Source organism: Mycobacterium sp. pR1184, from assembly GCF_041287235.1.
In the GTDB taxonomy this organism is placed as follows: Bacteria; Actinomycetota; Actinomycetes; order Mycobacteriales; family Mycobacteriaceae; genus Mycobacterium.
Genome location: NZ_JBGGKR010000002.1, coordinates 248,306 through 266,998 on the forward strand (window position 1 = coordinate 248,306; position 18,693 = coordinate 266,998).

Annotated in this window: 18 protein-coding genes and 1 pseudogene; 13 read left to right on the top strand and 6 right to left on the bottom strand. The window is 65.9% G+C overall.

What is annotated here, in order from left to right:
- Window positions 1-466 precede the first annotated feature (466 nt).
- The 4 genes from ACAG21_RS04350 (at window position 467) to ACAG21_RS04365 (ending at window position 4,225) form a co-directional block, all read left to right on the top strand.
- Entirely contained in the window at window positions 467-1,435 is a 969-nt protein-coding gene (locus ACAG21_RS04350; protein WP_370494768.1) for a DivIVA domain-containing protein, read from the top strand.
- A gap of 107 nt (window positions 1,436-1,542) precedes the next feature.
- Window positions 1,543-2,478, top strand: coding sequence for an enoyl-CoA hydratase (locus ACAG21_RS04355; protein ID WP_370494769.1), 936 nt, complete (start codon window positions 1,543-1,545; stop codon window positions 2,476-2,478).
- A 100-nt stretch (window positions 2,479-2,578) separates the two neighbouring features.
- Window positions 2,579-3,424: an SDR family oxidoreductase gene (locus tag ACAG21_RS04360; RefSeq protein ID WP_370494770.1), complete on the top strand. Its 846-nt coding sequence runs from the start codon at window positions 2,579-2,581 to the stop codon at window positions 3,422-3,424.
- 9 nt (window positions 3,425-3,433) lie between these two features.
- Window positions 3,434-4,225: an SDR family NAD(P)-dependent oxidoreductase gene (locus ACAG21_RS04365; RefSeq protein WP_370494771.1), complete on the top strand. Its 792-nt coding sequence runs from the start codon at window positions 3,434-3,436 to the stop codon at window positions 4,223-4,225.
- A gap of 18 nt (window positions 4,226-4,243) precedes the next feature.
- Here ACAG21_RS04365 and ACAG21_RS04370 read toward each other — a convergent pair whose 3' ends face one another.
- A complete protein-coding gene (locus ACAG21_RS04370; RefSeq protein WP_370494772.1) occupies window positions 4,244-5,824 on the bottom strand; it encodes an LCP family protein in 1,581 nt (526 codons plus the stop codon).
- A gap of 265 nt (window positions 5,825-6,089) precedes the next feature.
- Here ACAG21_RS04370 and ACAG21_RS04375 point away from each other — a divergent pair, with 265 nt between their 5' ends.
- Window positions 6,090-6,740 carry a DUF2510 domain-containing protein gene (locus tag ACAG21_RS04375; protein WP_370494773.1) on the top strand — a complete coding sequence of 217 codons (651 nt, stop codon included), beginning with the start codon at window positions 6,090-6,092 and terminating at the stop codon, window positions 6,738-6,740.
- 23 nt (window positions 6,741-6,763) lie between these two features.
- Here the strand turns inward: ACAG21_RS04375 and ACAG21_RS04380 are convergent, their stop codons facing one another.
- A complete protein-coding gene (locus tag ACAG21_RS04380) occupies window positions 6,764-6,970 on the bottom strand; it encodes a hypothetical protein (RefSeq protein WP_370495033.1) in 207 nt (68 codons plus the stop codon).
- Window positions 6,971-7,092: 122 nt separating this feature from the next.
- Between ACAG21_RS04380 and ACAG21_RS04385 the strand changes: the two genes are divergently transcribed.
- The 8 genes from ACAG21_RS04385 to ACAG21_RS04420 all read left to right on the top strand — a co-directional run bounded on the left by ACAG21_RS04385 (window position 7,093) and on the right by ACAG21_RS04420 (window position 14,349).
- A complete protein-coding gene (locus ACAG21_RS04385; protein WP_370494774.1) occupies window positions 7,093-8,241 on the top strand; it encodes a TDT family transporter in 1,149 nt (382 codons plus the stop codon).
- Window positions 8,242-8,436: 195 nt separating this feature from the next.
- The gene (locus ACAG21_RS04390) at window positions 8,437-8,607 is read left to right on the top strand and encodes a hypothetical protein (protein WP_165796487.1); all 171 of its coding nucleotides are present in this window, start codon (window positions 8,437-8,439) and stop codon (window positions 8,605-8,607) included.
- 24 nt (window positions 8,608-8,631) lie between these two features.
- Window positions 8,632-9,507: an alpha/beta fold hydrolase gene (locus ACAG21_RS04395; protein ID WP_370494775.1), complete on the top strand. Its 876-nt coding sequence runs from the start codon at window positions 8,632-8,634 to the stop codon at window positions 9,505-9,507.
- A 72-nt stretch (window positions 9,508-9,579) separates the two neighbouring features.
- A complete protein-coding gene (locus ACAG21_RS04400) occupies window positions 9,580-10,224 on the top strand; it encodes a S1 family peptidase (protein WP_370494776.1) in 645 nt (214 codons plus the stop codon).
- 143 nt (window positions 10,225-10,367) lie between these two features.
- The gene (locus ACAG21_RS04405) at window positions 10,368-10,832 is read left to right on the top strand and encodes a lipoprotein LpqH (protein ID WP_370495034.1); all 465 of its coding nucleotides are present in this window, start codon (window positions 10,368-10,370) and stop codon (window positions 10,830-10,832) included.
- Between the two features lie 51 nt (window positions 10,833-10,883).
- Window positions 10,884-11,816, top strand: coding sequence for an MAP_0585 family protein (locus tag ACAG21_RS04410; protein WP_370494777.1), 933 nt, complete (start codon window positions 10,884-10,886; stop codon window positions 11,814-11,816).
- 16 nt (window positions 11,817-11,832) lie between these two features.
- On the top strand, window positions 11,833-12,603 hold the full coding sequence (locus ACAG21_RS04415) for an enoyl-CoA hydratase (RefSeq protein ID WP_370494778.1): 771 nt from the start codon (window positions 11,833-11,835) through the stop codon (window positions 12,601-12,603).
- A 108-nt stretch (window positions 12,604-12,711) separates the two neighbouring features.
- Window positions 12,712-14,349, top strand: coding sequence for a sulfite reductase flavoprotein subunit alpha (locus tag ACAG21_RS04420; RefSeq protein WP_370494779.1), 1,638 nt, complete (start codon window positions 12,712-12,714; stop codon window positions 14,347-14,349).
- Here the strand turns inward: ACAG21_RS04420 and ACAG21_RS04425 are convergent, their stop codons facing one another.
- From ACAG21_RS04425 to ACAG21_RS04440, 4 genes and pseudogenes are all read right to left on the bottom strand, one after another.
- On the bottom strand, window positions 14,350-15,852 hold the full coding sequence (locus tag ACAG21_RS04425) for a sensor histidine kinase (protein ID WP_370494780.1): 1,503 nt from the start codon (window positions 15,850-15,852) through the stop codon (window positions 14,350-14,352).
- Complete coding sequence (locus ACAG21_RS04430) at window positions 15,849-16,580, bottom strand: response regulator transcription factor (protein WP_370494781.1); 732 nt, start codon at window positions 16,578-16,580, stop codon at window positions 15,849-15,851. The genes ACAG21_RS04425 and ACAG21_RS04430 overlap by 4 nt, the downstream gene beginning before the upstream one ends.
- Window positions 16,581-17,669: 1,089 nt before the next feature.
- Window positions 17,670-18,085 (bottom strand): annotated as a pseudogene (locus ACAG21_RS04435) (ATP-binding protein).
- 90 nt (window positions 18,086-18,175) lie between these two features.
- Complete coding sequence (locus ACAG21_RS04440; RefSeq protein WP_370494782.1) at window positions 18,176-18,616, bottom strand: response regulator; 441 nt, start codon at window positions 18,614-18,616, stop codon at window positions 18,176-18,178.
- Between the last annotated feature and the right edge of the window lie 77 nt (window positions 18,617-18,693).

Genomic DNA, 18,693 nt, shown 5'->3' on the forward strand with positions numbered 1-18,693 from the left:
CAAAGAACTGAAATCGTTAACAAATACCGAAACTTCCTCGCAGTGACATGCGGTCACGGCTGTGTGCCGCAGGGCCGGGCAAAGCGCTGGAAGTTAAATCCGAAGATTCGCATTCGCCGGATTCCGGGTGATGATTCCGCGGGGCGTCCTGGCGAACGTTCGCGACGGCTCAGGCACCGGGCATCCGGTGGGATCCACGGCGGTCCCAATTGACGGTCGGGGTAACGGTCCGGGGTGGGCCGGCGTCGGCACGATCACGGTCGCGACGTGGAAAGACGCGACCCGACGGTAGTGCCGGGGGCTCGTTTCGCGGTGGCCTGCGCAGGGCCGCACCTGTCTGTCTACTGACTGATGTCCAGTTGTTCAAAGGCAAACCGGGATGTCATCGCGTCAAAGGCATTATCCTAAGCCGCAGTGCGTCGCATTTTGGCGTTGCGTTGACATCTAAGACTTCGGGAGAACAACAATGGCTCTCACGCCGGCCGATGTTCACAATGTCGCGTTCTCCAGGGCGCGTATTGGGAAACGTGGCTACAGCGAGCAAGAAGTCGACCTGTTCATCGACCTGGTTGAGCAAGAGCTGATCCGTCACATCGAAGAGGACGCCGAGCTTCGTCACCGCAACGCCGAGCTGCGCAACCGCGACGGGGGGCTCAAGAAGCGGGAAGCCGAGCTGGCCCAGCGGGAGGCCATGCTGCACGAGCACGAATCCGAAGTCCGCCGGAAAGAAGTCGAAATCCGCAAGCACGGGGAACAAATTCGCCACCAGGAGGCCCAGCTCGCCCACCGGGCAACGCCGCTTCCCCAGCAGGTCGCCCAGCTTCGCTACCGGGAAGCCCAGGTCGCGCAGCGCGAGGCGCAATTCGCCCAGCACGAGGCCGAAGTCGCGCAGCACGAGGCGCAGCTCGCCCAGCGCGAGTCCGAGCTTCGCCGCCGGGAAGCCGAGCTCAACCAGTGGGAGTCCGAGCTTCGCCAGCAGGAGGACGAGCTCGAGCAGCACGAAGCGCGGCTCGCCGAGCGGGAATCGGAGATCGAGCAGCACGAAGCCGAGCTGCACCACCTGTTGGAGCAACCCCATGCGGTGGCCTCCGGCGCGGAGCCTGCCGCGGGCCAGATGGCGCGACAGCAATTGCGCGCGGTGCCGCCGCCGGTCGCGGTCAACGGGGCCGCGCACCTGGAGGAGACGCGTGCGGTCGCGGCGGTGCACGGACGCCATGACATGGAGCGGATGGCGATCCGGGCGGTCACCGACACGCTCGGCAACACGCTGACCGAGACGGTGCACGAGCGGACCCGCCGCAGCGAGGCCACCGTGGCCACCAATGAGGCCACCGAACTGGATCAACTGAAGGAAGAGAACGCTGAGCTGGCCCGCTCGCTGGGCCTGCTCAAATCCGCCGCCGCCCTCCTGGCGGCCGCACTCGACCGGCCGTAGCCCGGCCGGCCGCAGCTCGACTGGCGGCGACCAACCCAACGCGCAGTTGCTTACACACTCGCCGTAATGTGTAAACAAGCGCATTCAACGACGAACGAGGTGGCGCAATGACAGTCTCCGAGCAAGCCGATGCCGCTGCGGCCAACTCCAGCGCCGATGAGCTGGTGGCCTACGAGACCCTCGACGAGGGCCGCATCGCGCGGATCTGGCTCAACCGGCCCGAGGCTCACAACGCGCAGAGCCGTGGTCTGCTGGTCCAGCTCGACGAGGCGTTCGGCCGCGCGGAGGCCGATGACACCGTGCGCGTGGTGATCCTGGCGGCGCGCGGCAGGAACTTCTCCGCCGGCCACGACTTGGGCTCCGAACAGGCACTGGCCGAGCGTGCACCCGGGCCCGGGCAGCACCCGAGCTTCCGGTCACGCGGTGCCACCCTCGAGCCGATCATGGAGAAGCTGTACCACCAGGAATGGCACTATTTCTTCGAAAACACTTGTCGCTGGCGCGATTTGCGCAAGATCACCATTGCCCAGGTGCAGGGCAACGCGATCTCGGCGGGCCTGATGCTGATCTGGGCGTGCGATCTGATCGTCGCGGCCGAGAACGCGAAGTTCAGCGACGTGGTTGCCGTACGACTTGGAATGCCGGGCGTCGAATACTATGCCCACCCTTGGGAATTCGGGCCGCGTAAGGCCAAAGAGCTGCTGCTGACCGGTGATTCGATCGACGCCGATGAAGCACACCGATTGGGTATGGTTTCCAAAGTCTTCCCGGTCGACGAATTAGCAGAAAAGACACTGGAATTCGCGCGGCGTATCGCCGAGCGGCCCACGATGGCGTCGCTGCTGATCAAGGATTCGGTCAATGCCGCCTCCGACGCGATGGGCTATACCGAGGCGCTGCGGCACGCGTTCCACGTCCACCTGCTGGGCCATGCGCACTGGGCCGCGTTCAACGAGAACAGGTGGCCGGTCGGCCAGCCGCCGCACGTCGAGGACTGGCGCAACGCGAAGCCGACGAAGATCGCTCGCCGCGATCAGCCGTAAGAGCCGGGGCGACAACCTAACGAGACCCGGGGTAGCGATATTCGCCAAGGGTGCTGCATGCTTCTATAGCTAGAACCTGTTCCAGTTTGAGAGGGCCCTCGTGCAGCTATCTTTCGAAGACCGGACGTATGTGATCACCGGCGGCGGCAGTGGAATCGGTAAAGGCGTGGCCGCCGGGCTGGCCGCGGCCGGGGCTTCCGTCATGATCGTCGGGCGCAATGCCGACCGTTTGGCGGGCGCCGTCGAGGAGGTCCAGGCGCTGGCCGACAGCGCCGGTAAAGGCGGTGCGATCCGCTACGAGCCCGCCGACGTCACCGACGAGGAGGAGGTGACCCGTGCGGTCGACGCGGCCACGGCCTGGCACGGCCGGCTCAACGGTGCGGTGCACTGCGCGGGCGGCTCGCTGACCATCGGGCCGATCACCCACACCGACTCGGAGGCATGGCGAAACACCGTCGACCTCAACGTCAATGGCACCATGTACGTGCTCAAGCACGTGTGTCGTGAATTGGTGCGCGGCGGCGGCGGCTCGTTCGTGGGAATCTCGTCGATCGCGGCCAGCAACACCCACCGATGGTTCGGACCCTACGGCGTCACCAAGTCGGCGATCGACCACATGATGATGTTGGCCGCCGACGAACTCGGGCCGTCCTGGGTGCGGGTCAACAGCATCCGCCCGGGCTTGATCCGCACGGATCTCGTTGATGCCAGCGTCATTCAGTCCCCGGAGATCAGCGGCGACTATGCGTTGTGCACACCGCTGCCGCGGGTGGGTGAGGTCTCCGACGTCGCCAACCTGGCACTGTTCTTGCTCAGCGACGCGGCGAACTGGATCACCGGACAGTGCATCAACGTCGACGGCGGCCACATCCTGCGCCGTGGCCCGGACTACTCCTCGATGATGGTGCAGATGTTCGGTGAGGATGCGCTGCGCGGAGTGGTCTAGGAGAAGCAGATGAACAGACTCGAGGGCAAGCGGATCCTGGTGACAGGCGCCGCGTCGGGGATCGGCCAAGCCACCGCGTTGCGGTTGCTCAGCGAAGGCGCCGGCGTCGTCGCCGCCGACATTTCGGCCGACGGTCTCAGCAACACCCAGGCCGGCGCGCAGGAGGCAGGGACAGCGCAGCGGCTCACCACTATGCCGATCGACGTCGGCAACGAGGACTCCGTCATCGACGGCGTCCGCCGGGCGGTCGAGAAGCTCGGCGGCCTGGATTCGCTGGTCAACGCGGCCGGCATCCTGCGGGCCTGGCACACCCACCAGACCACCCTCGACCACTGGAACCAGATCATCGCCGTCAACCTGACCGGCACCTTCCTCGTGGTCCGCGAAGCACTGCCGGCACTACTGACGAATTCGCGCAGCGCGATCGTCAACTTCAGCTCGACGTCGGCGTCGTTCGCCCACCCCTATATGGCGGCCTACGCCGCGAGCAAGGGGGGAATCCAGGCGTTCACCCATGCCTTGGCGCTGGAATATGCGAAGGACGGTCTGCGTGCCGCGTGCGTCGCGCCGGGCAGCATCAAGTCCGGAATCACCGATGCGACCGGCGGATACATCCCGAAAGACGCTGATTGGTCGCTGTTTCCCCGGCTGATGCCGATCCTGCCCACCACGACGGAATCCAGCGGCGCGGGGATGGCCGGACCCGAGGCGGTGGCCGGCGTGATCGCGATGCTGGTCTCCGACGACGGAGCCTGGATCACGGGCACCGAGATTCGGATGGACGGCGGCACGCACGCCTGAACGTGCCTGCGATCGCCGCTAGTTAACGCACGGCACGCCGCGACCGTCGATCGGCTTGCCCTGATCGGGTGTCGGGTAGGTACTGGTGCCGTAGCCGTAATTCCAGCTGTTCTTGGTCGACGTCGTGGTGGACGAAGACGAGGACGACGACGAGTACGAATCGTCCATCGATTCGTCCGGCGTCGGCATCGTGAAGCTGGTATCGACAATCACCCGGACGTGTCCGGGTTCGACGCCGGCGTCGGGCTGCTTGGGGGCGTCCAGGCTGAGCAGGTTCGCCAGGTTCTGCGCATCGGCCTGGGCGCCGGCGCCGTACTGGATGGATGTCTTGCTCGGATCGAACCAGTTGCGGTCGCGGACCGTGCCCGCGGTGTAGCCGTACTTCTTCAGTGCGCGCGACACCTGGCTGGCGAGACCGCTTGTGCTGCTTGCGTTGACGACGTCGACGATCGTCGACGGATTGGGTTTGGCGGCCGTCGTCGGGGACGAGCTTGTCGGCATATCGCCGCCGATCGCCGAGGCGACCTCGGCCTTGATCGCCACCGGGTCGACGATGTTCACGTCCTGCCCGCCGATGTTGTCGTACCGGACCACCGGCAGCGTCCGGAATACCACCTGATTCGCCGCTGCGCTGCCGGCGATTTCGCCGATGCGACGGAACATGTCCTCGTCCCAGCCGGCCGACAGCACGACGTCTTTGCGAGCCACGGCCATCAGGCTCTTCATCTTGTCCAGGTTGGTGAAGGTGCCGGAATCCTGTAGCTCTCGCATGACCGACGCAATGAACGCCTGCTGGCGGTGGGTACGGTCCAGGTCGCCGTTGTCCAGCCCGTGACGTTGCCGGACGAAGGCGAGCGCCTCGGAGGCATCCAGCCGTTGCGGCCCGGCGGGGAAGTCGGCGCCGGAGTAGGAGTCGTAGACGGCGTGGTTGAGGCAGACGTTCACGCCGCCCAGGCTTTGCGCCAGATCGTAGAAGCCGGCCAGGTTGACCTCGGCGAAGTAGTCGATCGGCACCCCGGTCAGGTTGCGCACCGCCCGCAATGTCGCTGCCCGGGCGGCTTCGCGGCCCTTGGTCTCCAGCTCCTTCTGGCTGCTCATCCCCTGGTTGATCAGCTTTTGAGCGACGTACTGCTTGGTGAGGCCGTACGCCTCCTTGATCTTGATGTGGTTGTACCCGGGCACGCCGTTGAACGGGACCCAGTCGTCGCGCGGGATCGAGAAGGCGACCACCTTGTTGTCGGAGCTGACGTGCACGAGGATCAGCGTGTTGGTGTTGTAGCCGCCATCATCTGAATCGCCCGCGTGCAGCTGCTTGAGGATCGAATTGGGAAGGTCGTTGCCGTCCTGGTCTTTTCGCGAGTCCAGTCCGATCAGCAGGATGTTCATGTTGTCGCCGCTGGATCGCGGATCGTCGGGACTCAGCGCTTGGGACACGGTGATGCCACCCAACGCCCCGTGCGCCACGTAGTAGCCGGCGCCGGTCATCAGCACCGCGGCGGTGGACACCAGCGTCATGAACGCCCGCGTCACCCCTCTGCGCAGAGGTGACGGTTGGCGAACCGCTCGATGGCGGCGATGTGCACCGCCGGAGCGTGCCATCAGAAACCTTGACCCTTCACCCGGACACCACTGGATACCGCATCAGCGGTTTGCGGTGATGAGGCGAAAAGCATGAGGTCAAGTATGCGGTAGCTTGCTGTGAAGCCCCCAATTTTGATCGCGCCCAGCGGCTCACTGTGGTCCTTCTCACGCTCGCGAATCGCCCAAATCGCCGACGGCGATCTTCGCGCTACCAGCATGTTTTGGCTAGGATGCCCCGAGCCTAGGGTCCGTAACCGTCGCGGACCGGTCTCAGGAGGAAAACATGGCCGACGAGATCGATGCCGACTCGTCACCGGACGGAAACCAGCACGCGGGCAATGTCGATGCCGAGGCGCCGGGACGCGGCCTACGGCAGATCTGGCAGAGGGTCCCACCGGGTCTTCGGACAGTCATCCCCCTGGCTTTGCTGGTGTCCGTCGTGATCGTCGGCTTTTACAACTGGGTGCGGCCGTCGCGCGACGATTGGTCGCACCTGCCGGACCGACTTGTTTGCCAGATGCAGTCGGTGACCAGGCCGCCACCGGCGCTCGTCGTGGACTCGGTCGGCGTGAGCCATCCCCGGGCCGACGTTCTGCAACTCGTGGTGCACTTTGCCCAACCTCTGCCGGCGGCGCCGAGCTATCAATTGACCTACCGTCTCGCCAACAACGGCACCCCGTTCGCCGTGCTGACCCAGCGACCGGGCAGCGACGACTTAGCGATCACCAACACCCGATCCGACGGTGCCGACATCCGGACGGATCTTGGCACGCACGCCAGAAGGACGGCACCCGACACCGTCGAGATGACGCTTAACCTAACGAAATTCGGTATCCAGAAGGACTTCGTGAGTCCAACGCTCGCGGTGTCGTCACAGCTCGACGCGCGCGGCGACGAACCGATGGCTTACGCGTTGCAGGTTTGCCACGGATAAACGAAAGCCGTTGCGGCACAAGGCTAGCGAACCTTTTCGAGGTCCTCGCCCGAACGGTAGAACACCCGGATATTCGACCCGGTCGCTATTTCCGCCAGGTATACGCCGAACGGTTCGACCTCGTAGTAGTAGTGAACATAGCCATGTTTGTCCAAAGTGGTGGCACAAGTCAGACCCGGTGCCCCGCACCGTTGCTTGGTGGGCAGCGCGAGTACACCGATTACCAGCATGACGATGATTCCGACCAAGATGGGGGTCTTGTTCACGGTGTGCCTCGTTTGCACGGAATACGTCACCCGATGGAGTGTAAGCGCAACATCGCCTGATCCCGGGGAAGTAGGGTCTGTCAAATATGACGAGTGCAACCTCTGACAACCCACCGTCGTCGCATGCCCGGGTCGAGGTGCTCGGCAACATCGGCCCCAATTGGTTTGCCTCGGTAATGGGAACGGGAATCGTTGCTATCGGCGGTGCCACGCTGCCGTTTCACGTCGTGGGTCTGCGCGCTTTCGCGGAAGCGGTGTGGGTGATCGCCGCGGTACTGCTGGCGACGCTGATCGTGGTGGTGGGTGGTCACTGGCTGCGGCACCCCACGGTGGCGCGCGGCCACGCCCGCAACCCGCAGATGGCCCACTTCTACGGGGCCGCTCCCATGGCACTGATGACCGTCGGCGGGGGAGCGATGGTGGTCGGCAGAGACCTGATCGGCGAGCGTGTCGCCGTCGATCTGGACTGGGTGCTGTGGACCGCTGGGACCCTTGGCGGGCTGTTCACCGCGGTCACCATTCCGTTTCTGATGTTCACCCAGCACGATGTCGAACCCGACGCGGCGTTCGGCGGCTGGCTGATGCCCGTGGTTCCGCCGATGGTGACCGCGGCGATGGGGGCGCTGTTGCTGCCGCACATGGCTGCGGGCACCGGCCGTCAAACCATGCTTTATTTCTGCTATGCGATGTTCGGGCTGTCGCTGCTGGCCTCGCTGAACATCATCGCGATGATCTGGAGCCGGTTGGTCCTGTACGGCACCTCGGGCACCGCGCGGGTGCCGACGCTGTGGATCGTGTTGGGTCCGCTTGGCCAATCCATCACGGCGGCAGGGCTTCTCGGAGGTGTCGCGGGGTTGGCCGTCGAGCACGACGTCGCCGAGGACCTGAACGCGTTCGCGATTCTGTATGGGGTTCCGGTGTGGGGCTTCGCGGTGCTGTGGATCGCGCTGGCCACCTCGCTCACCGTGCGTACCTTGCGACGCGGAATGCCGTTCGCCCTGACGTGGTGGAGCCTGACCTTCCCGGTCGGCACTTTCGTGACCGGGACGTCGCAGCTTGCGGCGCACACGCACCTGCCGGCCTTCAAGGTGGCGGCCGCCATCGGCTACGGCGGCCTGCTGTTCACCTGGTTGTTGGTGGCGATCCGCACCGCCCGGGGCAGCCTGCGCGGCAACCTGCTCAAGCTGCCGCCGAGCACCGCGCCGGTCAAGGCCCATAAGGAACAGGTGTCCTGAATGCCGATCTGCGCCTGCGGCATCCGCTCGATGCCACGCTGAACAACGTATTGCGCAGCTGACGACGACGCGTGAGCGCGCACCGTTTTGGTACCCGCCTGGCGGGTAGGCAACGTTAAACCGGCTCGGGCAGTGAACATGTCGGATCCGCCGGTACCGGCAGCAACTCGGATCGTTGAGAGACGGAGGACACCCATGCGCGCTGAGGAAGGCGACGAATCGGTCGACGATTACGCCCGGGAAGGCAAGCAAACGCACGATCGCATCAAGGATGCGCAGCGAGCGGGAAGCCCATTGGGACGGATCGCACAGCGGGTCGCCAAGTTCTTTCGCGGCGAACACGATTCCCCAGCCGGCAACGACTGATCGGGGCCGTCTTAGGATCTCCTGATGACGACGGCTCCTGAACAGTTCTCCACCTCAGGGATAGGTGGCGTTCGCATCGTCGCCGATCGCCAGGGCGATCCGCGTTCCCGCGCCGTGGTCTTCTTGCACGGGGGAGGACAGACCCGGCGCTCCTGGGGCCGCGCGGCTGCCGCGGTCGCCAAGCGTGGCTGGCAGGCCGTCACAATCGATTTGCGGGGCCACGGCGAGTCCGACTGGTCCAGCGAAGGTGACTACCGCGTCGTCAGCTTTGCCGCGGACGTCCAAGAGGTGCTGCGGGGGCTGCCGCCGAAACCCGTATTGGTAGGCGCCTCCCTCGGCGGCTTCACCTCCATGCTGCTGGCCGGGGAGCTCTCGCCCGGCATCGCCAGTGCGGTCGTTCTCGTCGACATCGTTCCCAACATGGAGCAATCCGGGGCGAATCGCATCCACAACTTCATGTCCGACCGGGTGGAATCCGGGTTCGCTTCATTGGAAGAAGTCGCCGACGCGATCGCCGAATACAACCCGTACCGGCCAAGGCCGACGGACCTGGAGGGGCTGACCACCAACCTGCGCCGCCGTGGGGATCGTTGGTATTGGCATTGGGATCCCCAATTCATCAGTGGCACTGCGGCTTTCCCGCCCTTCGAGGTCACCGACGCCGATCGCATGCACACCGCCGTCGAGGCGATCCTGCGCAGTGGCGTGCCCATGCTGCTGGTTCGTGGCCAAGTCAGCGATCTGGTCAGCCAGGAACGGGCCGACGAGTTTCTCGCGCGCTTTCCCGAGGTCGAGTTCACCGATGTGCAGGGTGCGGGGCACATGGTCGCCGGTGATCGCAATGACGTTTTCGCCGGCGCCGTGCTGGATTTCCTGTCCCGCCACGTCGACGTCGGATAACGTTGCCGCGCTCTGACCAGGAACAAGCCGTATTCGGCTGGTAGCATCCTGGCCCGACAAGAGGAGAGCGGCGTGGGTATAGCGGGGTTGCGGGCGTTGGGCTTGTTCGCTGCCATGATGACGGCGGCGACGGTGTTCGCGAATACGGCTGCGGCCGAGGAGCCGCCGATGCCGGGCGTGCAACTCGAGGATGAAAGCAGCAGGTGCACAGCAGGTTTCGCCGCGCAAGGTAATGACGGCAGCTACTACTTGCTGACCAGCGGTCATTGCGACGCGCACGACGGCTCGGTATGGACCTACGGCCCGAGTATCCCGCTCGGGGCGATCACCGTCAGCGAGAAAGAAGGCGACAAGCGCGACGCCGCCATTATCCGCCTGAACCCGGCCGTGGGTGTGCCGACCGGTGGTGTCGGCGGACTGACTATCCGAGATGTGTTGAGCAGCAACCAACTTAAGCTGGGCTCACCGTTCTGCAAGTTGGGTGCGGTCACCGGAGAGACCTGCGGAACCATCACCCACATCGACGGCGATGTGGTCGAAGCCAGCGTGTACAGCCTGGGTGGTGACAGCGGTAGTCCCGGTTACGTGAAGAACGACGATGGGACCGTAAGCGCGGTGGGTATCTTGATGTCCTCACCGGATGGTGACGACAACACCACATACTTCACCCTGGTGCAGCCGCTTCTGGGCAAGTGGGGAATCCGAATTCTGCCCTGACGGGTACCGGGTTTCGGCGCGCCCGGTATTGGGTACTAGCCGCTCCGGCATCTTGCGTACGGACCCGCGCCGCCCGGTAGGGTCCCTAGGTGTTGACAGAGGCGAACGTGGTCAGCGGCACCAGCAACACAAGGGAGTGGTCGGTGAAACGGGAGATCGTGATCGGCGCGGCCGGCGTGGCCATGGTGGTCGCCAGTTGTGTCGGCTGTTCGAGCAACAAGTCCAACACCGGCGCATCGAGCACGGCTGCGGCACCGGCCGGCCCACAGGTCATCGTGGACGGCCAGAAGCAGAACGTCACCGGGCAGGTCACTTGCACTCCGAACGGCGACAACATCAACATCGGGATTGGTGATGCTTCCGCCGGCGTGGGTGCGGTCATCAGCAACGCCAACCCGCCCATCGTCCATGCGGTCGGGCTGGGCAACGTCAACGGCATCGCGTTCGGCTATTCCGATGCGGCGCCGAACCAGGCCAGCAATGCCGGGGCCGCCGTGGACGGCAAGTACTACGCGATCAAGGGCACCGCGACCGGTACCGATATGACCAATCCGGAACAGCCGCAGACGGTAACCAAGCCTTTTGAGATGGACGTGACCTGCCCGTAGCGCGGGCCAACGAGACATCGTCGGGGCCGAAGGCCCAGAGGGGACGCAGCAATGTCGAAGAAGCGTGTCAGCGCGATGGCGCTCGCGGCGGGACTCAGCATCTCGGCGTTGAACCCGGGATTCGCGAGTGCCTTCCCGCTCGACCCACCGGCGTGCCCGAATGGCAACTGCCACGGCGGGCCGGGCGGACCGCGCCCGCAGGCGCCGGAAACCACCGCCCCGCCGGCCACCACCGCCGCACCCGCGACCACGGCCGCGCCCGCGACTACGGCGGCGCCCCAGACGACCGCAGCGCCGCAGACCACGGCCGCGCCGCAGACCACTGAGCAGCCCAGTCCGCAAACCACCGCGCCGCAAACCAGTGCGAGCGCGCCAAGCACGACCGCACCGGCGACGCAGACCACGACTCCGCCGGCCAGCCAAACGACCACGCCGGCCCAACAGACCACGACTCCGCCGTCCAGCCAAACCACGACGCCGGCCGAGCAAACCACCACGGCGCCGAGCGCACAAAGCACGACTCCGGCGGGCAGCCAAACCACCTCGCCGTCCGGGCAGCGGCCCACTCGGACCGTGGTCGCGCCGAGCACCCAACCGCCGCACGAGCCGTACCAGCCCCGCGGCACCTACCTGACGGCCAGCGCCGAGGTGGGCGGACCGATGGACTCATCTGTCGGCTTCAGCATTGTCGGCCACGGCGCACCGCCTCCACCGCCGCCGCGAGGCTGGGGCTGGAACGACGGCCCGCCGCCGGGTCACCCGCCGCCACACTGGTACGGCCCACCGCCTCCGGGTGGCTGGAATGGCCCGCCGCCTCCGGGTGGCTGGAACCGTCCGTGGGTCGGCCCCCCGCGTGACGTGGTGTATGCGCGCAGCAACTTCTCGCCGTTCGCCTACAACACCTTTACCGTTGTTCCGGTCTTCAACTGGCAGTTCGGCGGTTGGGGTTACTGGTTCTTCGGTGTGTGGGTCCCGCTTTACTGACCTCGAAAACCGTTAGTTGGAGCGACGATTCGTCAGGCTGGGCCGCGATCGCGGCCTGGTCACGGTCGAGCTGATCAACTCCAAGACGCTCAACATCCTGGGTAGCGGGGCCATCGAGGAACTGTCCCAGGTGTTCGGCGAGATCAGCGGTGACACCGACGTCCGCGTCGTGGTGCTGCGCGGTGCAGGTGAGCAGGCATTCATCGGCGGCGCCGACATCAACGAGATGGTGGACCTCGACCGCTCGACCGGTGAGGTTTTCATTCGCCGGCTCGCGGGCTTGTGCGAGGCGATTCGCCAATGCCCGGTACCCGTCATCGCCAGGCTCGCCGGCTGGTGCCTCGGCGGCGGCCTGGAAGTCGCGATCTCGTGCGATCTGCGAATCGCGGAGTCGGGGGCCAAATTTGGCATGCCGGAAGTGGCCGTCGGCATCCCGTCGGTCATCCATTCGGCGATGCTGCCCGCGCTGATCGGTGCTTCGCATGCGGGCTGGCTATTGCTGACCGGCGAGACGATCGACGCCGCGACGGCGCTCGGGTGGGGACTCGTGCACGAGGTGGTCGCCGCCGACCAGCTCGACCACCGCATCGCCGAACTCACCACGAAACTCAGTGGGTTCGGTACATCCGCGGTCCGTCAGCAAAAGCGCCTGCTCAACAAATGGTTCGATATGACCCTGCACGGCGCGATCGAAGACAGCGTCGAGCAGTTCGGTCTGGCTTTCCTGACGGGCGAGCCGCAGCAGCACATGCGGGCGTTCCTTTCGCGCAAGCGCGACGACAGCTAGCCCTGCCGGGCGGTAGCCGCGGAGTTCTTGCTACTTTCGTGATCCAAAACTAAGGTAAGGCTAAGCTTATGAAACAGTGAGTGTCGTGCGACGGCGACGGGAGCGATCATGACTTCTCAACCAGAATTCTCGCTGGTCGTCGGCTACGGCAGTGACATGGGCAATGCCGAGGATGCTGCCATGACGTTCGCCGAAGCGGTCGAAGAATCTCTCACCGTCAGCTCCACCGCTATCGAGCTCAACCAGATCGAGCCGACCGACCTGCAATCGGCGACCCACTTCGTCGTCGTGTGCTCGACGTGGGGGGAGGGCGAGTTCCCGGACAATGCCTCGTTGTTCTGGGAGGCGATCAGTGCCGAGGGTGCGCAGCGGCTGGATCATCTGCGGTTCGCGGTGCTTGCCCTGGGCGACACCGGATATGAGCAGTTCTGCAACGCCGGCCGGCTACTCGATGAGCGACTGGAAACCCTGGGCGGAATCCGGTTGATGGACCGCGTCGACGTCGACGGCGTCTATGTGCAGGCGGCCCGGGTGTGGACGGATGATCTCGTCAAGCTGCTACTGGCCGATCGCACCGATCCTGCGACCGCGATTGCCGTCGGGGCGCCGGAGCCTCGCCCGTCCGACCATGCCGAACAAGCACGGCGCGATCGCAGCCATCCCCTCTTCGATGCGCACGTTGTGGTCAACCGACTGCTGACCACCCCCCAGTCCGACAAAGAGGTCCGTCACTACGAGCTGGAGCTCTTCGGTGCTGGAATCGATTACCACGCGGGCGATTCCATCGCGGTCCATGCCGGCAACGATCCGAAACTCGTGGAAGCGATCCTGAGCGAGCTGGGCGTGGGTGCCGACCACGCCGTCGTCGGCTATGACGAGGGCCTCGGGGAGTTGCTCACCGAGCACCTCGAGATACGGACACCGTCGCGAGCGCTGCAGACGTTGGTCGCCGCCCGCACGCGCGACGCCCCCGCGCAGGCGCTGAGCACCGAAGCCGTTGCGGGGCAGGGCTCTTGGTGGTACGGCAAGGATGTACTCGACCTGATCAGGCTGGGCGAGCTGACTGTCGACGAAGTCGTCGACACCCTGCGTCCACTTCAGTCGCGCGACTATTCGATCGCGTCGAGCCCACTGGTGCACCCCGACCACGTGCACCTGACGGTAGCGACGGTTCGCTACACGGTCGGCGACCGTCGGCACGGCGGCGTCGCGTCGACGTTCCTGGCGGACCGCGCTGACACCGTACGCGTGCACCTGCGACCCAACCACTCCTTCCGGTTGCCCGCGGCCGACGTGCCCATCATCATGATCGGCCCGGGCACCGGCATCGCGCCGTTCCGTGGCTTCCTGCAAGAGCGGCAGGTCCTCGGCGCGTCCGGGCGATCATGGTTGTTCTTCGGAGACCGGCGGCGTCATTGCGACTTCCTCTACGGTGACGAGCTCGGTGCCTTCCTCCGGTCGGGCACGCTGACCCGACTCGACTTGGCGTTCTCCCGCGATGGAGCGGCTGGGGAATCGAAACAGTATGTGCAGCACCGTATGTGGGAGAATGCGACGGACATCTTCGGATGGTTGCAGGACGGCGCGTATGTCTATGTGTGCGGCGACGCCGAGCGCATGGCCAAGGATGTCGACGAGGCGTTACGTACAATTGTGGCCAGCTGCGGCGGGATAAGGGACGGCGCCGCACACGCGTACGTCAACGACCTCGTGAAGAGCCATCGCTACCTGCGCGATGTCTACTGATTAGCTGTCGTCCCGGTGCGCCGGCTCCCGACGTAAGGGCAGGACGAGCCGAAAGCGCGCCCCCCTGTCGTTGGGCAGGCAGGTCAGCTCCCCCTGGTGGGCACGCGCCAGTGCGCGGGCGATGGGCAGGCCGAGCCCGGCGCCGCCGTGGTCCCGATTGCGCGAAGAGTCAAGTCGGACAAGGCGGTCGAAGATTCGTTCGCGGTCGGGGTCCGGGATTCCCGGTCCCGAGTCCGTGACCGTCAACTCGGCACATCGCAATCCGGAATGATCGGCCTCGCGCACTTCGAGCACGATGTGGCCACCGGCCGGGGTGTGCCGGCGGGCGTTGTCGACGAGATTCGACACGATCTGGGTTACTCGGGTGCGGTCGGCGTGAATGGGCGCGGTTGGGTCACCGGTACGGCTCACCGTTAGATCGGGGGAAAGCATGGCCGCGCGTTCGCGTTCGGCTTCGGCGATCGCGACGAGGTCGGTGTCGGCGAGCTCCAGGGTCAGGCCCGCGTCGATGCGACTCAGGTCGAGCATGTCGACGACCAGCCGACCGGCCCGCCGGGATTCGTTGAGTAACAGTGTCGCGCGGCGGTATTGGCTGTTCGCTGACGCGTCGTTTTCCGCTTGCACAGTGGCACCCAAGATCTGCTCAGCAGTGGCCCGGATACCGGTGATCGGAGTGCGCAGCTCATGGGCCGCATCGGCCAAGAACTGACGGGTGCGCTGTTCGGACGCTTCCAAAGCGTCCAGCATGCCGTCGAAAGCTGCTGCTGCCCGGCCTAGTTCGGTGTTGGCGCGATCTGGCCGCAGTCGCTGTCCCCGATCGCCGGTGGTGATGGATCGGGCGAGGGTGGTGAGCCGGTCCAGTGGCCGCAGGGCGGTGCGGGTGACAACGACCAGCAAGATACCGGCCACCACCAGGGTGATCACGCCGCCGGCGATCATCACTTCACGCAAGTGCCGGATCAGCGCGGTGGTTTGCGTCGTGTCGGCTACCAGGATCACTCGCCCGCCCGAGGCCAACGGGTGCACCACGACCGTCGCTGTGGCGTCCGGCGGTGGTGCTCCGGGCGGGGGGAACGGGAATACCGCGGGCGGATGCGGTGGGGGACCCCAGCCGGGCGGCGGTGGTGGGACTTGCCAGCCCGGTGGTGGCGGTGGCAGCGGAGGAGGGACCGTGGGGCCGTCCCGCGTGTCGGACGCGATGGCGGGGTCCCCGTAGCTGCTTCCGTCCGCGGCCACCAGCAAGACGCGGATCCCGCCGCCGCTGAGCTGCGCCACCAGCTGGTCCGGCGGGATGTTGCCGGCGGCCAGCGCATCGGCCCGCGCGGCGGTGGCCATCAGCCGATCGTGCAGATCGCGATGGGCCTGGATGCCCAGCAGCGCGTCGATTGTCACGCCCAGCACCACCAGCAGCACCGTGAGCACGCCAAGGACAAGCACGGCGACCCGTCGGCGCAGCGATGGGGTCGGGGTCCGCGGCACCGCCGGGGCGGAGTCGTCGGTCATGGCCGTGCCGGCTGCAAGCGATAACCGATGCCGCGCACGGTGTGCAGGATGCGCGGTCCGTGGGCTTCCAACTTCCGGCGCAGCCCGCTGATGTGGACATGCACCAGATTGGCGTCGTAAGCGTCGTAGCCCCACAGCGCGGTCAGGATCTGCCCGGTGCTGACGATGCGCCCGCGTTGCTCCACCAGGAACCCGAGCAGCCGAAGTTCGGTGCCGGTGAGGTCCAGCGCGGTTCCCGCGCGTGTGGCCACCGCCGCGTCGACGTCCAACGTCAGGTCGCCACACTGGACGACCGTCGGAAGCCGGCCCCGTCGGCGTAGCACCGAGCCCACCCGGGAGATCAACTCGGCCAGCTCGAAGGGTTTGACGACGTAATCGTCGGCGCCCCCGTCGAGACCGCGCAATCGGTCGGGCAGTCCGTCACGTGCGGTGAGCAACACGAGCCCGGCCTGGCCCCAATCGCGAATAACGTCGATCAACTCGAAGCCGTCGCGCCCCGGCATCATCACGTCCAGCACCACCAGGTCGGGCCGAAAGCCGTCGAGCACGTCCTCCAGCCCTGCGCCATCGGGCCGCATCGCGGTGAAATATCCGGCGCCGGTCAACGCTTCGCCGACCATTTCGCGAATTGCCTCCGAGTCCTCGACGACCAGTACCCGGGCTGCGATGCCGGAACGGGGTTTGCCAGCCGGCCGCGGCGCTCGATCGGAGTCGAAGCGATGGCTCATCTCTTCATTCTCAACAGGTTTCTGAAACCAACATGAAGAAATGACGCCTCGGGTCGATGCCTTCAGGTTGGGACCAGATTCGCTTCCTAGCGTCACCGGCACTACAGCAGTCACACATCTGGAGGACGCATGGCCGACGAGCAACCACTACGGACCAGACCCGATGAGGCAACTGGGGAATTCCAGCGCCCGCCGACCGCAGTTCCTGCCGAGCAGCTGGGCCGACCGGCCTTCGTGCGGCGCCACCCCGTCGGCGTCGCGGTCGGAGTCGGCGCGTCCGGGTTCATTTTCGGAGCGATACTGACAACCCTGTTCCTAGCGATCTTCGTGCCGGGCCCGTTGTCGCCGGGGCCGTTCCCCATGCCGGCGCCCCCACCGTGCGGCTTCGCGCCGGGTGGGTGCGGTGCTCCCATGCCCCCGCCCCTGGGATGGGCCGACCCGGCCGGAGGTTGGGTAGCGCCGCCCCCGATGCCCAGACCGGCCTTCGCGCCGCCGCCGGGGCAGCTGCCGCCACCGCCGCCCGGAGCCTTGGCCCCCGAACCATCGCCGGGTGCGCACCAACCTGCTCCCGGTGGGCCGCCGCCCCCGGCATCCGGCCAGGGCCGTTGACGGCATGCGCGCGTTGGCCGGCTTGTCGGCCGGCGCCGCCGGCACGTGCGCCGCCGAAGGGTGCGAACCACGGAAACGGACCGACGAACAGAAATGAGAAACGGGTCGAGTAATGAAGATAAAGACGTTAATCGCTGGGTCGCTGTTGGCGGGGGCTCTCGGGATCGCCGCGACGGGCGTCGGTGGCGGGGTGGCCGGAGCGGATCCCTTCCCGCCACCACCGGGCCCGGGTCAGCCTGGACCGCCGCCGCCCGGGCCGGGTGGACTGTTCGGCCCCCCGGGGTCAGGTGGGCCGATTGGGGGCCCGCCTCCCGGTGGTCCGGTTGGCCAGCCGCCGCCTGGAGCGCCGCACCCGCCGGGCTTCTGATTCGGGTACACGCACCTGGTGGCCGCCTCTGTCGCAAGTATGGAGGCGGCCACCGCCGCGCCGCGCGCGAATACCAAAGCCGTTGAAATCGACTGGCTTTGAAGCGACCTGCCTCAAGCCGTTTGGGCTGCCGAATAATCCAGGCACACCGTGGTGCCGTCGGGGTGAGTGTTGATGGTGCAGTGGTCTGCCAACGCGTGCATCAACATGATGCCGCGAGACGCGCGAGGGTCGTGGGGTTGGCGCGACGAGCGCCGACACCAACGGCCACCATCGCTGACGCACACGCTGATCGTCTGCGCCGCGGGGTCATAGTCGGCCTGCAGTCGCATGGTGCCGACGACATCCTGGCCAGTGCTTCGTTGACGCCGAGAATGACGTCCCCGCTGACGTGTGGCGACGCCTGCGGCAGCTCCCGCAACCAGTTCCGCAAGGTGTGACGCAACTTGCTCGCGGTCGCGGCGTCGGCCGCACCCGCGCAACTCAACTGCGCCGGGACGGCGACAACTGCGGGGACCTCAACGCTCATAGCCCATCGCATACCCCGTCGATTCTGGAAAAAACCAGGGCCCCGTATCGCTTCTGCCACAGCTCAACAGACGCGCCGAGACCTGCGGGCTCAGCGACGTGGGGGCAGCCGCACGATCTGGACGAAGAAGTTGTCGATCGTTCTGATGGCGGCCATGTAGCGGTCGAGGTCGACAGGCTTGGTGACGTAGGCGTTGGCATGCAGGTTGTAACTGCGCAAGATGTCCTCTTGAAGGGACGACGTGGTGAGCACGACGACCGGGATGTCCTGCAGGTCGGGGTCTGATTTGACGGTCTGTAAGACGTGACGGCCGTCGAATTTGGGCAGATTGAGATCCAGCAAGATCAGATCTGGTCGTGGCGCGTCGCGAAATTCGCCGCGGCGGTAGAGGAAGTCCAATCCCTCGGCGCCATCACGTGCGACATGGAGCTTGTTGGCGATCTTGTGGTGCTCGAACGCTTCTCGCGTGATCAGTTCATCGCCGGGATCGTCTTCGACGAGAAGTACGTCTATCGGATAAGGCGACGTCATAGGGGGGATCCACCTTTCGGGCGGCTGACGCGCACAAAGCGCTTCTTGAAAAGTGGTTTACCCCTTGGCAATAGGCA